The sequence below is a fragment of the Janthinobacterium sp. UMAB-60 genome (assembly GCF_900095235.1).
Classification (GTDB): Bacteria; Pseudomonadota; Gammaproteobacteria; order Burkholderiales; family Burkholderiaceae_D; genus Janthinobacterium.
Genome location: NZ_LT607500.1, coordinates 61,961 through 76,775 on the forward strand (window position 1 = coordinate 61,961; position 14,815 = coordinate 76,775).

16 protein-coding genes are annotated in these 14,815 nt (G+C 62.3%); 6 read left to right on the forward strand and 10 right to left on the reverse strand.

Features of this window, described 5'->3' with window-relative positions:
- The first annotated feature begins 2 nt into the window (after positions 1-2).
- The 3 genes from K0F86_RS24235 to K0F86_RS24245 all read left to right on the forward strand — a co-directional run bounded on the left by K0F86_RS24235 (position 3) and on the right by K0F86_RS24245 (position 3,851).
- Entirely contained in the window at positions 3-611 is a 609-nt protein-coding gene (locus K0F86_RS24235; RefSeq protein ID WP_219136700.1) for an NTP transferase domain-containing protein, read from the forward strand.
- Between the two features lie 27 nt (positions 612-638).
- Positions 639-2,468 carry a M61 family metallopeptidase gene (locus K0F86_RS24240; protein WP_219136701.1) on the forward strand — a complete coding sequence of 610 codons (1,830 nt, stop codon included), beginning with the start codon at positions 639-641 and terminating at the stop codon, positions 2,466-2,468.
- Positions 2,469-2,675: 207 nt separating this feature from the next.
- Positions 2,676-3,851, forward strand: a complete 1,176-nt coding sequence (locus K0F86_RS24245; protein WP_219136702.1) for a GGDEF domain-containing protein — start codon at positions 2,676-2,678, stop codon at positions 3,849-3,851.
- Here K0F86_RS24245 and K0F86_RS24250 read toward each other — a convergent pair.
- The 7 genes from K0F86_RS24250 to rpe all read right to left on the reverse strand — a co-directional run bounded on the left by K0F86_RS24250 (position 3,802) and on the right by rpe (position 9,919).
- Positions 3,802-4,275 carry a hypothetical protein gene (locus K0F86_RS24250; RefSeq protein WP_219136703.1) on the reverse strand — a complete coding sequence of 158 codons (474 nt, stop codon included), beginning with the start codon at positions 4,273-4,275 and terminating at the stop codon, positions 3,802-3,804. The genes K0F86_RS24245 and K0F86_RS24250 overlap by 50 nt on opposite strands.
- Positions 4,276-4,295: 20 nt before the next feature.
- Positions 4,296-5,096: an indole-3-glycerol phosphate synthase TrpC gene (gene trpC / locus K0F86_RS24255; protein ID WP_219136704.1), complete on the reverse strand. Its 801-nt coding sequence runs from the start codon at positions 5,094-5,096 to the stop codon at positions 4,296-4,298.
- 34 nt (positions 5,097-5,130) lie between these two features.
- Positions 5,131-6,174 (reverse strand): anthranilate phosphoribosyltransferase, encoded by a 1,044-nt coding sequence (gene trpD, locus K0F86_RS24260; protein ID WP_219136705.1) that lies wholly within the window; start codon positions 6,172-6,174, stop codon positions 5,131-5,133.
- 65 nt (positions 6,175-6,239) lie between these two features.
- A complete protein-coding gene (locus tag K0F86_RS24265; protein WP_092719017.1) occupies positions 6,240-6,803 on the reverse strand; it encodes an aminodeoxychorismate/anthranilate synthase component II in 564 nt (187 codons plus the stop codon).
- A gap of 1 nt (position 6,804) precedes the next feature.
- Entirely contained in the window at positions 6,805-8,301 is a 1,497-nt protein-coding gene (trpE, locus tag K0F86_RS24270) for an anthranilate synthase component I (RefSeq protein ID WP_141171636.1), read from the reverse strand.
- Between the two features lie 227 nt (positions 8,302-8,528).
- On the reverse strand, positions 8,529-9,245 hold the full coding sequence (locus tag K0F86_RS24275) for a phosphoglycolate phosphatase (RefSeq protein ID WP_219136706.1): 717 nt from the start codon (positions 9,243-9,245) through the stop codon (positions 8,529-8,531).
- Positions 9,245-9,919, reverse strand: coding sequence for a ribulose-phosphate 3-epimerase (rpe, locus tag K0F86_RS24280; RefSeq protein ID WP_100875476.1), 675 nt, complete (start codon positions 9,917-9,919; stop codon positions 9,245-9,247). The genes K0F86_RS24275 and rpe overlap by 1 nt, the downstream gene beginning before the upstream one ends.
- Positions 9,920-10,078: 159 nt before the next feature.
- On the opposite strand from rpe, the gene apaG reads away from it, so the two are divergent.
- On the forward strand, positions 10,079-10,453 hold the full coding sequence (gene apaG / locus K0F86_RS24285; protein WP_219136707.1) for a Co2+/Mg2+ efflux protein ApaG: 375 nt from the start codon (positions 10,079-10,081) through the stop codon (positions 10,451-10,453).
- 25 nt (positions 10,454-10,478) lie between these two features.
- On the opposite strand, the gene K0F86_RS24290 is transcribed toward apaG, so the two are convergent.
- Positions 10,479-10,625: a hypothetical protein gene (locus tag K0F86_RS24290; RefSeq protein WP_165829277.1), complete on the reverse strand. Its 147-nt coding sequence runs from the start codon at positions 10,623-10,625 to the stop codon at positions 10,479-10,481.
- 49 nt (positions 10,626-10,674) lie between these two features.
- On the opposite strand from K0F86_RS24290, the gene K0F86_RS24295 reads away from it, so the two are divergent.
- Positions 10,675-11,916 carry a murein transglycosylase A gene (locus tag K0F86_RS24295; RefSeq protein ID WP_257572339.1) on the forward strand — a complete coding sequence of 414 codons (1,242 nt, stop codon included), beginning with the start codon at positions 10,675-10,677 and terminating at the stop codon, positions 11,914-11,916.
- Positions 11,917-11,956: 40 nt separating this feature from the next.
- On the opposite strand, the gene K0F86_RS24300 is transcribed toward K0F86_RS24295, so the two are convergent.
- Together K0F86_RS24300 and K0F86_RS24305 are read right to left on the reverse strand one after the other, a co-directional pair.
- Positions 11,957-12,394 (reverse strand): universal stress protein, encoded by a 438-nt coding sequence (locus tag K0F86_RS24300; RefSeq protein WP_219136708.1) that lies wholly within the window; start codon positions 12,392-12,394, stop codon positions 11,957-11,959.
- A gap of 137 nt (positions 12,395-12,531) precedes the next feature.
- Entirely contained in the window at positions 12,532-13,833 is a 1,302-nt protein-coding gene (locus K0F86_RS24305) for an MFS transporter (RefSeq protein WP_257572340.1), read from the reverse strand.
- A 76-nt stretch (positions 13,834-13,909) separates the two neighbouring features.
- Here K0F86_RS24305 and K0F86_RS24310 point away from each other — a divergent pair, with 76 nt between their 5' ends.
- On the forward strand, positions 13,910-14,686 hold the full coding sequence (locus K0F86_RS24310; RefSeq protein WP_219136709.1) for an enoyl-CoA hydratase: 777 nt from the start codon (positions 13,910-13,912) through the stop codon (positions 14,684-14,686).
- Positions 14,687-14,815: the final 129 nt, after the last annotated feature.

The window sequence follows — 14,815 nt, forward strand, 5'->3', positions numbered from 1 at the left end:
TTTTGAGTACGCTCGGCATCTTGCTGGCAGCCGGAAGGGGACGCAGGTTCGATCCTTCCGGCGTGCAGAACAAATTATTGCAACCTTTGACGGAAGGCCCGCACGCGGGCTTGCCGGTCGTGGTGGCGGCGGCCAGGAACATGCTGGCGGCCTTGCCGCGCGTGCTGGCCGTGGTGCGCGTCGACGACACGCAGGTGGCGCGCGCACTCGGCGCGCTGGGCTGCGAGGTGCGCGTCTGCCATGATGCCGACACGGGCATGGCCGCCTCGCTGACCTGCGCCGTCGACTATGTGCGCGGCGCGCCGGGCTGGCTGATCGCCCTGGGCGACATGCCTTTCGTGGAAGCGGCTACAATCGCCGCCTTGTCGCAAGCCATCGGCGATGGCGCGCACATCGCCGTGCCCGTGTTCCAGGGCCGGCGCGGCAATCCTGTCGCGTTCAGTGCCTTTCACTTGCCGCTGCTGCTGGCGCTCGATGGCGACCAGGGCGCGCGCAGTATCGTCAACAGCCATGCCGTATGCGAAGTGACAGTGGACGACAGCGGCATCTTGCGCGATATTGATACACCTGACGATTTGTCGCCGGTGCATGGCGCGCCCGGGCAACTTTAGAACATCCATGCCAGACACAAGGAAAACATGAAAAAAGCTCCAGTTAAAAAAAGCATCGCCAAGGCGCCCGCCGCCGGCATCATCTACAGCATCGCCGCCTCCGACCTGGCTGGCCACATGTTCAAGGTCACCTTGACGGTCAAGTCGCCGGCCGCCATCGGCCAGGTCTTGTCCTTGCCGGCCTGGATCCCGGGCAGCTACATGATCCGCGAATTTTCGCGCAACATCGTCAGCATCCGCGCCGAGTCCGAGGGCAAGGCCGTGGCGCTGAGCAAGCTGGACAAGCATTCGTGGCAAGCCGCGCCGTGCAAGGGCGCCTTGACGGTCGAATACGACGTCTACGCCTGGGATTTGTCCGTGCGCGCCGCGCACCTGGACCAGAATCACGGCTTCTTCAACGGCACCAGCGTGTTCCTGCGCGTACTGGGCCAGGAGGCCGAGCCGCACGAGGTGCACATCGTGCAGCCGAAGGATGCGGCCTGCAAGACCTGGCGGGTCGCCACCACCCTGCCGGAACTCAAGGCGAAGCGCTATGGTTTCGGCAGCTACCAGGCGGCCAACTACGATGAGCTGATCGACCATCCGGTGGAAATGGGCGACTTCGCGCTGGCCACTTTCAAGGCGCATGGCGTGCCGCACGATATCGTCGTCACGGGCAAGGTGCCGAACCTGGACTTGCCGCGTTTGTGCCGCGACCTGAAAGCCATCTGCGAAACGCAGATCGCCTTCTTCGAGCCGAAGACAAAAAAAGCGCCAATGGACCGCTATGTGTTCATGACCATGGCCGTCGGCGATGGTTACGGCGGCCTGGAACACCGTGCCTCGACGGCGCTGATTTGCGCCCGCGCCGACTTGCCGACGACGGCGTCAAGCAGCACGGAGATCGGCGAGGGCTACCTGAAATTCCTCGGCCTGTGCAGCCATGAGTACTTCCACACCTGGAACGTCAAGCGCATCAAGCCGGCCGCCTTTGCGCCGTACAACCTGCAGGCGGAAAGCTATTCGCCGCTGCTGTGGCTGTTCGAAGGCTTCACCAGTTATTACGACGACCTGATGCTGGTGCGCGCGGGCTTGATCGATGAGGCGGCCTATTTCAAATTGCTCGGCAAGACCGTCAACAGTGTGCTGCGTGGCAGTGGCCGCAGCAAGCAAAGCGTGGCCGATTCCAGCTTCGACGCCTGGGGCAAGTACTACCGCCAGGATGAAAACGCGCCGAACGCCATCGTCAGCTACTACACCAAGGGTTCGCTGATCGCGCTGGCCTTCGACCTGACGATCCGCGGCAAGACGAATGGAGAGAAATCGCTGGACGACGTGATGCAGGCGCTGTGGCAGCGCTACGGCCGCGATTTCTACAAGGGTAAAGCGCGCGGCGTGACGCCGGCCGAAGTCGAAGCCCTGTTCGATGAGGTCTCCGGCACGCGCATGAAGCCGTTCTTCGAGCGCTACATCCGCGGCACGGACGACGTGCCGCTGGCGCGCCTGCTGGCGCCGTTCGGCGTGAAATACAGTGACCAGCGCAGGGCGGAAAAGCCCAGCCTCGACGTCAACCTGGGCCGCGACGGCAACGACGCCAAACTGGCGCAGGTGCACCAGGGCGGCGCCGCCCATGTGGCCGGCCTGTCGGCGGGCGACGTGCTGGTGGCGGTCGATGGCTTGCGCGTGACGGGCACCAACCTGGATACCTTGCTGGGCCGTTACGCCGTCGGCGCCAGGGTGGCGATCCACGCCTTCCGCCGCGACGAGCTGATGACGTTTGCCACCGTATTGCAGGGCGACCGTGTTCCTGGCGTCAGCTTGACACTGCTGCCGGCGCCAAAGAAAGCCACGGGGCCTAAGCGTCCTAGCGCCGCATGATGATCATGCGCTAAGTCAGAAACCGGCCGTTATGGCCGGTTTTTCATTTCAAGATGCCACTTCTTAAATGCAACTAATCCACTAATATTGGCGCTGTGCCATCATATTTACCGCAAATGAACTAATTTTCCTTCAACTAAACTAAAATTGCCGAACTGTTTCTTTTAGATCGCGCCCAACGTGCAAACCCTCGATCCACGAACGATCATGCTGATGACGACCCTGATGTGTGGGGCGATGAGCATTGTCATGTTCTCGGTGTATCGGAGTTTCCGGCGCGAGGTGCATGGTCTGGGACATTGGGCCGCCGGTTTGCTGTTGCTGGTGTGCGCATCCCTGCTGTTCGGCACCCGCGAGGTGCTGCCGCCGGCATTGTCCATGATCGCGGCCAATGCGGCGCTGGTGGCCGGCATCGGCCTGTCGATGCTGGGCACGGAGAAATTCTATGGCCTGGCGACGAGTCGCCGCGCCTATCTGCTGATACTTGCCCTGGCCATCGCCGGCAATAGCTGGTGGCTGCTGGTGCACCCCGACTTCTCGGCGCGCGTGGCGGTCTTCTCTTTGCTGGTCTTCCTGCTTTATGCGCGCCAGGTGCAGCTGGTATGGCGCCATGGCGAGCGCCATTTTTCGAGTTTTTTCTTTGGTGCGCTGATGCTGATGCAAGCTGTCGTGGTGCTGGCGCGCGGCGTGTCGGCGTTGCTGCATGGCGGCGCCAGCGTGAACCTGGCGGTGGCCGGCACGCCGGCCGGCATCTATCTGGCGGTCGCCAATTTCATGGCGCTGCTGCTGACGGTGGGCTTCATGACGGTGGCGACGCGCCGCCTGCAGCAGATACTGGAGCGCCGCTCGACCCACGATCCGCTGACGCAGGTGCTGAACCGGCGCGGCTTTGGCGATGCCTATGCGCGCGAGATAGATAATCTGCGCCGCCGCCGTGTGCCGTTGACACTGCTCAGCATCGACCTCGATTACTTCAAATCGATCAATGACCGCCACGGCCACGCGGTTGGAGACCAGGTGCTGGCGCATGTGGCTACCGTTATCAAAGGCGCCTTGCGCGAATCGGATTGCGTGGCGCGTTTCGGCGGCGAGGAGTTCGTCGTGCTGATGCCGGATATGCCTGTACATAATGCCTTGGGCGTGGCTGAACGCATACGCGCCTTGCTGCGCGAGTCCAGTCATGCGGGACTGCCTTCGTGTACCGTCAGCATCGGCGTCGCTTGCCAGGCATCGGTGGTGGAGGGGCTGGAAGAATTGCTGTCGCGCGCCGATGCGGCCCTGTACCTGGCCAAGGAGCGGGGACGCGACCGCATCGAGCTCGATGCCGCCGCGTTTACTGCGGACCTGACAATGTCCGCAGCTGGAAGCGGTATTGGTCGTTGAAGAGGAAGGTTTCGGAAAAATCGAAGGTTTTGGCGTGGCGGCGCATCAGGTGTGCCGCCGGCGGAAAGAGGGTTTGCACGCGCCGCACGGCGGCCAGCGCGGCGGCCGAGGCTTCGCTGTCGCGCGAACGGTGCACGTGCACGCTTTTCAGCTCGCCGTCTGGGCCCACGCTCAGGTCGAGCACGACGATGGCCGGCAGCATGGGCGGCAGGCGCCCGCTGAACATGTAGGCGCCGTTGGCCGCCATGATCTGCTGCGCCACCAGCGACTTGTAGGCGTCGATGTTGGCGGCAAGCTGTAGCGCGGCCGGCGTGCCAGAGGGAATGCGCTCCGCTGGCGAAGGCCTGCGCTCCCCTTGCGGAGGTGCAGTCTGGCAGGCCGACAGCAGGACAGTGGCGGCAAGGACGGTGATTGCGTGTCTCATGGCTGCCAGCCTACCATGGTTTAACTGAACAGGCGTGCCAGTTCCACGCCGGGGTCGGGCGCGCGCATGAACGCTTCGCCCACCAGGAAGCTGTGGATGTGCGCGTCGCGCATGCGTTGCACGTCGGTCGTGCTGTGGATGCCCGATTCCGTGATGATCAATTTGTCCTGCGGGATGCGCGGCAAGAGATTGATGGTCGTGTCGAGCGAGGTCTCGAAGGTGCGCAGGTTGCGGTTGTTGATGCCGATCAGCGCGCTTTTGAGTTTCAGGGCCGCCGTCAGTTCGTCGCCATCGTGGCTTTCGATCAGCACGCCCATGCCCAGTTCGTGGGCGCACGCTTCCATCTCCGCCATCAGGCCATGGTCGAGCGCCGCGACGATCAGCAGGATGCAGTCGGCGCCCATGGCGCGTGCTTCATAGATCTGGTACATGTCGACCATGAAGTCCTTGCGCAGCACGGGAATGGCGCAGGCGGCGCGCGCCTGCTGCAGATAGGCCACGGATCCCTGGAAGAACTGTTCATCCGTCAGCACGGACAGGCAAGCCGCGCCATGCGCCGCATAGCTGGCGGCGATGTCCGCCGGGCGGAAGTCGGCGCGGATCACGCCTTTCGACGGCGAGGCTTTTTTTACTTCGGCGATGATGCCAGGCTTGCCGGCGGCGATGTGCTGGCGCAGGCTCGCTTCGAAGCCGCGCAGATCGGTGCGCAGGGCGCTGTCGCTTTCCACGTCGCCGCGCAGGCTGGCCAGGCTGCGGTGGGCTTTGGCCTTGGCCACTTCATCGGCCTTCACGGCCAGGATTTTATCGAGTATGTCGGACATGATGGTCGCTATTCTTTCAAGGAGGGCGAGGAGCTTACGCTTGCGCCGGGGTGCCAAGCTGCTGCGTCACTTGCACGAATTGTTCCAGTTTTTCCAGGGCGGCGCCCGAGCTGACGGCGGTGCGCGCGCGCGCCAGGCCATCTTCGATCGAGCTGGCCACGCCGGCCGCGTACAGCGCCGTACCCGCGTTCAGGGCGACGATGTCTGCCGCCGCACCGGGTTCACCGCGCAGCGCTTCCATCATCTTGGCCTTCGATTCGATGGAATCGGCTACCTTCAGATTGCGGCTGGCGATCATCGACATGCCGAAATCCTCAGGATGGATTTCATACTCGCGGATCTCGCCGTTGATCAATTCACCCACCATGGTGGCCGCGCCCAGCGACACTTCATCCATATTGTCGCGGCCATACACGACGATGGCATGCTGCGCGCCCAGGCGCTGCAGCACGCGTACCTGGATGCCGACCAGGTCGGCGTGGAACACGCCCATCAGGATGTTCGGCGCGCCGGCGGGATTCGTCAGCGGGCCGAGGATATTGAAGATCGTGCGCACGCCCAGCTCCTTGCGCACGGGCGCCGCATGCTTCATTGCCGCGTGGTGGTTCGGTGCGTACATGAAACCGATGCCCGTTTGCGCGATCGACTGGGCGATCTGCTCGGGTTGCAGGTTGATGTTGACGCCCAGGGAGTCCAGCACGTCGGCGCTGCCGGACGATGACGAGACGCTGCGTCCGCCATGCTTGGCCACGCGTGCGCCGGCTGCCGCCGCCACGAACATCGAGGCGGTGGAGATATTAAAAGTGTGCGCGCCGTCGCCGCCCGTGCCGACGATATCGAGCAGGTTGGTGGTGTCGGCCATCGGCACCTTGGTGGAAAACTCGCGCATCACTTGCGCGGCGGCGGCGATTTCGCCGATGGTTTCCTTTTTCACGCGTAAACCCATGGTCAGGGCCGCGATCATGGTGGGCGACATTTCGCCGGACATGATCTGGCGGAACAGGTACAGCATTTCGTCGTGAAAAATTTCGCGGTGTTCGATGCAGCGCAGCAGGGCTTCTTGTGGGGTGATCGGCATGATGCTTCCTTCTTCAATGATGGCGCAGGAGGACACTGATGGCACGCCGTGGCGTGCGCAGGGAATCAGCGCTCGAGGAAATTCTTCAGCAGGGCGTGGCCGTGCTCCGAGAGGATCGATTCGGGGTGAAACTGCACGCCCTCGATATCGTATTCCCGGTGGCGCACGCCCATGATTTCGCCGTCGTCCGTCCACGCCGTCACTTCCAGGCAGGAAGGCAGCGAGGCGCGTTCGATCGCCAAAGAGTGGTAGCGGATCACTGTGAAGGGGCTGGGCAAGCCTTTGAAAACGCCCACGCCCGTATGCGCGATGAGGGAAGTCTTGCCATGCATGACCTGCTTGGCGCGGATGACCTTCCCGCCAAACGCCTCGCCGATGGCCTGGTGGCCCAGGCATACGCCCAGTATCGGCTTCTTGCCGGCGAAGTGCTTGAGCACTTCGACCGAAATGCCCGCCTGGGCCGGCGCTTTCGGGCCGGGCGAGATGCAGATGCGGTCCGGGTTCAGCGCCTCGATCTGCTCGATCGTGATTTCATCGTTGCGGTAGACCCGCACGTCTTCGCCCAACTCGCCGAAATACTGCACGATGTTGTAGGTGAAGGAGTCGTAGTTGTCGATCATTAGCAGCATCTTAAAACTCCCCATCCAGGCCATCTTGCACTTGTTCGGCGGCGCGCAATACGGCGCGCGCCTTGTTTTCGGTTTCCTGCCATTCCATTTCGGGGATCGAGTCGGCCACGATGCCGGCCGCGGCCTGCACATACAGCATGCCGTCCTTGATCACGCCCGTGCGAATCGCGATCGCCACGTCCATTTCGCCGCCAAACGACAGGTAGCCGCAGGCGCCGCCATAGATGCCGCGCTTGGTGATTTCCAGCTCGTCGATCACTTCCATGGCGCGCACTTTCGGCGCGCCCGTCAGGGTGCCGGCGGGGAAGGTGGCGCGCAGCACGTCCAGGTTCGACAGGCCGTCTTTCAGCGTGCCTTCCACGTTCGAGACGATGTGCTGCACGTGCGAGTATTTTTCGATGACCATGCGGTCGGTGACTTGCACGCTGCCCGTTTCGGCGATGCGGCCGATGTCGTTGCGCGCCAGGTCGATCAGCATCACGTGTTCGGCGATCTCTTTCGGATCGGCCAGCAGTTCGGCCGACAGCTCGGCGTCGCGCTCTGGCGTGGCGCCGCGCGGACGCGTGCCGGCGATGGGGCGCAAGGTGACTTTCTTGCCGCCGTCCGCCCTCGTCTCGTTGCGCACCAAAATCTCGGGCGAAGCGCCGATGATCTGCATGTCGCCGAAATTATAGAAGTACATATACGGCGACGGATTGAGCGAACGCAGGGCGCGGTACAGGGTCAGCGGCGAATCGACATACGGTTTGCGGATGCGCTGGCCGATCTGCACCTGCATCAAGTCGCCGGCCATCACATATTCATGCGCCTTGGCGACGGCCTTCAGGTAGTCTTCCTTGGAAAAGTCGCGGATGGTTTCCGTGCGTACGGAAGCGCTGGTGACGGGCGCATCGACGCCGCGGCGCAGCATCATGCGCAAGTCTTTCAGGCGCTGGCGCGCCTTGCTGAACGACTCGGGCTGCGTGGTGTCGGCGTAGACGATCAGATACAGCTTGCCGGACAGGTTGTCGATGACGGCCAGTTCTTCCGTCACCATCAACTGAATGTCGGGCAGGTTCAAGTCGTCTTTCGGCGCGCCGCCGGCCAGCTTTTTCTCGATGTGGCGCACGGTGTCGTAGCCGAAGTAGCCGGCCAGGCCGCCGCAGAAACGCGGCATGCCGGGGCGCAGGGCCACTTTGAAGCGCGATTGGTACTGTTCGATGAAGTCGAGCGGATTGCCTTCGTGCTCTTCGATCACGGCGCCGTTCTTGACGATTTCCGTGCGGTTGCCATGGCTGCGCAACACCGTGGTGGCGGGCAAGCCGATGAAGGAATAGCGGCCGAAGCGTTCGCCGCCGACGACGGATTCGAGCAGAAAGGTGTTTTTGCCGCCTTGCTGGGTTTGCGCCAGTTTCAGGTACAGCGTGAGCGGGGTTTCCAGGTCGGCAAAAGCTTCCGCGATCAGGGGGATGCGGTTGTAGCCTTGCTGGGCCAGCGATTTGAATTCGAGTTCGGTCATGTGTCTCTCCATGCCGTCAGGGTACAAGTGTGCGCGATGCACAAACCCTGCGGTGGGTTATCAAAAAACCTGCCACTGCACGCGTGCGCGCAGCCGACAGCAATCTTACACGGCTCGGCCCTCAGGCCTGCCAGAATTGCCAGCGTCGCCAAAGCCAGGCCTCAATCGAGCCGGTTTGGGTGACATTGTGTTTTTTGATGAGAAACGTGTTCACGATGTGGTGTGGGTCAGTATGCTGGTCTGTTGTGCATGCTTATAAAATGCGCCGCTTCGAGCAGCGTATTTACTATACCATCGGAATCGGTGTCGTGTATAGAGTGTCCGTGGTTGTAGCCATACGGTACGGTCAAGACGGGGCAGGCCGCAGCCCGTGCCGCTTGCGCGTCATTCGAGGAGTCGCCGATGGCCACCACTTTGGCGGGCGCCAGGTCGAAGTCCGCACACACTTGCAGCAGCGGCATGGGATGCGGTTTTTTCTGCGGAAGCGAATCGCCGCCGTAGACGATCTCGAAATACTGCGTCAGGTTTTTCTGTTGCAGCAGGGGCAGGGCGAAGGCGATCGGTTTGTTGGTGACGCAGGCCAGGCGCAAGCCCGCCGCCTTCATCGCCGCCAGCCCTGCTTCCACGTCCGGATACAGGGTGCTGTAATGGCCGTTGACGGCCAGGTAATGACGCTGGTAGGCGTCCATGGCGTGCTTGAATCGCTGTTCCACGCCGGCCGCGTCGAAGTCCAGGGCCAGCACGGTGCGGATCAGGTTTTCCGAACCCTTGCCCACCATCAGCTTGATGGCGTCGGCGCTGATGGGCGCCAGATCCAGTTCGGCGCGCATGCCATTGATGGCGACATGAAAATCGGGCACGGTGTCGAGCATCGTGCCATCGAGGTCGATGATGGCGGCGCGCACGCCGGCCAGTACGTGGTCTTTCACCGTGCCCGCTTGCATCAGGCGCCCGTCACTTTTGCCAATTCGGCACGCATCGCGTCGATGACGGCCTTGTAATCCGGCTTGCCGAAGATGGCCGAGCCGGCGACGAAGGTGTCGGCGCCGGCGGCGGCGGCGGCGGCGATGTTGTCGATCTTGATGCCGCCATCGACTTCCAGCATGATGTCACGGCCCGATTCGTCGATCATGCGGCGTGCTTCGGCGATTTTCTTCAGCGCTTGCGGAATGAAGGACTGGCCGCCGAAGCCCGGGTTGACCGACATGATCAGGATGATGTCGATCTTGTCCATCACGTGTTCCAGGTAGTGCAGCGGCGTGCCCGGGTTGAACACCAGGCCCGATTTGCAGCCATTGTCGCGGATCAGCTGCAAGGAACGGTCAAGGTGATCCGACGCTTCCGGGTGGAAGGTGATGATGTTCGCGCCAGCCTTGGCGAAATCCGGGATAATGCGATCGACAGGCTTGACCATCAGGTGCACATCGATGGGTACTTGCACGTGCGGGCGAATCGCTTCGCACACCAGCGGGCCGATGGTCAGGTTCGGCACATAATGGTTATCCATGACGTCGAAGTGGATGATGTCGGCGCCGGCGGTAACGACGTTGCGCACTTCCTCGCCCAGGCGGGCAAAGTCGGCGGACAGGATGCTGGGAGCGATACGGAATGTTGTCATGGTGGCTTAGGGCTAAGAGTAGAAAATGCGAAGATGCGCTATTTTACGCTTGACGCCGTTACCATGCCTCACTGGAACGCAGAATACACGGCGCGCGATGGCCAATGCGGCGCGCGCGACACACAATATACGACTGGCAATGTCTGAATAGGAATGACGATGGCGACTTATGAATTTACGGTAACGGTCAAGACGCAATATCTGCCCGAGCAATCGGCACCGGACCAGGGGCGGCACGTGTTCAGCTACACGATTCGCGTCGTCAACACGGGCACGGCTGGCGCGCAACTGATTTCGCGCCACTGGGTCATCACGGATGCGAACAACAAGGTGGAAGAGGTGCGCGGCCTGGGCGCCGTCGGCCACCAGCCGCTGCTGCAGCCGGGCGAACAGTTCGAATACACGAGCGGCACCATGCTGGGCACGCCGCAGGGCTCGATGCACGGCGAATACTTCTGCGTGGCCGAGGATGGCCATCAGTTCGAAGCAGCGATTCCCGAGTTCGTGCTGTCGGTGCCGCGCACCCTGCATTAACGCAACGCCGGGGGCTTGCGCCCCCTTACTTCAGCTTTTCGGTGCTGTCCTGTTCTTCGCCGAGCTGCTTGCGCGCCGGTGGTGCGGGTTTTTTACCCGAATACATGGTCCACCAGACTATAAATGCCAGCAAGAAGAACGCTACCAGCGCCTCTATCATCAAGATCCACATACGTACCCCTATGTTATTTACCCGCAGCTTAGTATTTACCCGCCGTCTGTTGACACGCGGTAGTCTACCCGTTTCAGTCGGCGCCGTCGCGCTTGCTCTGTCCGCCTGTACCACGCCGCCGGCAGAGCCGGTCGCTGCGACTGGCAAGGCGCCAGCGATTGCGCCGACTGTCGTCAAGCCAGTGCCGGCCAAGCCGGCCGAAGCCAAGGATGCCAAGGACGCCATCGATGCGGCGACGGCCCCCACCTTGGTGCCCGCCAAGTTTGCCGCCTTGCCTGGCTGGGCCCGCGACGACATGCGCGCCGCCTGGCCCGCCTTCATGGCTTCGTGCGGCGTGCTGGTGAAACGTCCGGACTGGAAGGAATCGTGCACGATTGCGCGTCAGGTGAATGCGGACAGCGACAAGGCCATCCGCCTGTTCTTCGAGACCTTCTTTGTGCCCAATCAAGTCATCACCGCCGATGGCGCCAATACCGGCTTGGTGACGGGCTATTACGAGCCGTTGCTGCACGGGGCGCGCAAGCGCGGTGGTCCATACCAGACACCGTTGTACAAGGTGCCCGACGATCTCGTTTCGGTGGACTTGTCCGGCGTGTATCCGGAACTGAAGAACATGCGCTTGCGCGGCAAGCTGGTGGGCAAGAAAGTGATCCCATACGCGACCCGCGCCGACATCGAGCGCGCCACGGCCGTCACGGGCAAGGAATTGCTGTGGGTGGATGACGAAGTCGAGGCGTTCTTCCTGCAAGTGCAGGGTTCCGGGCGCGTGCAGCTGACCGATACGCAGGAAACCGTGCGCGTGGCGTACGCGGACCAGAACGGTCATCCGTACAAATCAATCGGCCGCTACCTGGTCGACAAAGGCGAGCTGACCTTGAGCCAGGCGTCCGCGCAGGGCATCAAGGCGTGGATCGCCGGCCACCCCACGCGCAAGGATGAATTGTTCAACGCCAATCCCAGCTATGTCTTCTTCAAGGAAGAGCGCCTGCCCGATCCGAAAGTGGGACCGAAGGGCGCATTGGGCGTGCCGTTGACGCCGCAGCGCTCGGTGGCCATCGATTCGCGCTTCCTGCCGCTGGGTGCGCCCGTGTTCCTGTCCACCACGCAAGCCAATAGTGAGATCCCTCTGCAGCGGCTGGTGATGGCGCAGGACACGGGCGGCGCCATTCGCGGGCCGATCCGGGTCGATTATTTCTTTGGCTTTGGCGCGGAAGCGGCCGAGAATGCGGGCCGCATGAAGCAGAGCGGCGCCGTGTGGGTGTTGTTGCCGAAGCAGGCGCCGGCGCGCTGAGTTTGTCGCGGCGCCGGGCGGAGATTGCGCTAGCGCAAGATTAGCGCAAGACCATCACTGGCAGCTGGGTATGCGCCAGCACTTTTTGCGTTTCGCTGCCCACGAACAGCTTGTTCAAGCCTTTGCGGCCATGCGAAGCCATCAGGATGATGTCGCAATGGTAGGTTTGCGCCGCATTGACGATTTCCTCATGCGGGCTGGGCGAGACGACGACCACGCCTTCGAAGGGCACGCCGACGGCGCGCGCCGCTTCGCCGATCTTGTCGACGGCGCGTTGCGATGCTTCCTGCATTTGTTGCTCGTACAAACCGGCGTCGAGCACGATGCCGCCATCGGCCATCGGCGAGAACGGGAAGGGTTGCACCACACTGATGCTAACCAGCTTGGCCTTGTTCAATTGAGCGAAGGCGAGGGCCGTCTCGGCCGCTTTGTCGGACAGCGGCGAGCCGTCGGTGGGAAATAAGATGGTGTTAAACATGACGTGCTCCTAGAGTGATGGAAGACAGCTTATGGATTTACCTCAATTAAAACCTTGATGTAAATCAAAACTCACAGGCTTTGGCATGAATAGTGTCGCCAAGGCAATCTTTCAGCAGTGTATGCCCGTTCATTGTTTCAGGTGCGCACGCTACGCAGCGGCGTGCCCCACACCATGGCGATCGTCAGTGCAATGCTGCCTGCCGCGATGCAAGCCAGGCCATTGCGCACGCCAAAGTGTTCCGCTACCCAGCCGGCGGCCAGCGCGCCCAGCGGCGCCGTCGCCACCGTCAGGAAACGCATGGTCGAGGTCATGCGGCCCAGCATGGGGTCGGGTGTGACCTTCTGGCGCAAGCCCAGGTAGGGAATGAAGAACAGCATCACGCCGCAATCAAAAAAGAACATCAGTACGGCATACGCCACGGCGCTGCCGGCCGCGCTGCCGAACAAGGCGGCGGGGATGGTGGGCGTCAGGGCAAAGCACACGGAGGTGGACGCCAGCCCGATCAGGATGGTGGGGCCGGCGCCATAGCGGCGTGTCAGCGGCTTGACGATGAAGGCGCTCAGCAGCACGCCGGCGCCACCGAGCATCTGCGTCATGCCCAGCACGCCAGGGCTCATGCCCAGGTCGCGCGTGGCGAACAGCACCGTCAAGGCCATGCTGGCGTAAAACAGGAAGTGCCAGATGCCGGCGCCCCAGGCCAGCGCGCGCAGCAGCGGCTCGCGCCAGACAAACAGCAAGCCGTCGGCGATGTCGCGCAAGGCGTGCTTGCTTGACGGCGCCGGGCGTGGGTCGCGTACGCTCATGGCGCGCAGATTGAAGACGGAAACCAGATAGCCGCAAGCCGTGCACAGGATGGCGACGGGTGCCGACAGGACTTGCACCAGCACGCCGGCCAGGCCGGGGCCGATCAGGCGCGAAGCCGATTCGGTGGCGGCAAATTTCGATTGCGCATCGATCAAGCCGTCGCGGCCCACGAGGAAGGTCAGAAACACCTGCTCAGCGCCGCCACCGACGACGAAGCCCGTGCCGATGATGAATCCCACTATATATAACCACGGCATCGACAGCACGCCGCACCAGTAGGCCACGGCCACGCTGGCCAGCGCCAGGCCCGACATGGTTTCGCTGAACAGCATGATCGGGTGTTTGCTGCGCCGGTCCAGCAGCACGCCGACGGGCAAGCCGAAGAGGGCAAACGGCAGCGCCTGCAGGGCGACGAGCACCCCCATCTGTTCCGGCGTCGCATGTAATAACAATACCGCGCACAGGGGCAGGGCCAGCGAGGTGATCTGGGCGCCGAAGCAATTGAGGCCGTTGCTGAACCACAGGCGGCGAAAATTGACGCTGGCGGCGCTGCCGTCGCCGCGCAGGTGGCGGGCGCAATACTGGAAGAGGGAGGAGAAAATACGCTGCTCGATAAAGGTGACCGGGCTCACAATAATAGCAGCGCACCTGTCGCGCCGCCGCCGTTAGCCGCTACAATCCTCACACCGTTCATCGAGAGGAGACACTATGCAATACGAAGACCTGATCATCGACATCCAGGACAAAGTGGCGGTCATCCGCCTGAATCGCCCGAAGGCGCTCAACGCCTTGAACGACAACATGATGAATGAGCTGGGTGACGCCCTGCTCAAATTCGACGCGGACGAGAATATCGGCTGCATCGTGCTCACGGGCAGCGAAAAAGCATTTGCCGCTGGCGCCGATATCGCCGCCATGGCCGATTACACCTATCCGGACACCTTCACCCAGGGTTACATCAGCCGTAACTGGGAGCATATCTTGCGCGTGCGCAAACCGGTGGTGGGCGCGGTGGCCGGTTATGCGCTCGGCGGCGGCTGTGAACTGGCCATGATGTGCGATTTCCTGATCGCCGCAGACAACGCCAAATTTGGCCAGCCGGAAATCAAGGTTGGCGTCACGCCGGGCGCGGGCGGCACGCAGCGCTTGCCGCGCGCCATCGGCAAGGCCAAGGCCATGGATTTATTGTTGACGGCGCGCACCATCGATGCCGCCGAGGCGGAACGCATCGGCCTGGTGTCGCGCGTGGTGCCAGCCGATAAATTGCTGGAAGAAACCTTGGCTGCCGCCAAGACCATCGCCGCCATGCCGACCTCGGTGGCCATGATGATCAAGGATTGCGTCAACCGCGCCTTTGAAACGACCCTGACCGATGGCGTCGCCTACGAGCGCCGCTTGTTCCAGGCCGCCTTCGGCACGCCTGCACAAAAAGAAGGCATGCACGCTTTCCTTGAAAAGCGCTTGCCAAACTTCGACGGTCTTTGATATGATTCGCCTCCCCGATGAGACGCACTGGTTTGCGGCACAAAAGGGACAGCCTTCAGGGGCTGGGTAGTAAAAAAGAAGGTTGACGAAATGCTGAAAAAGCTTCATACTCTTCCTTCTTCGCAGCTG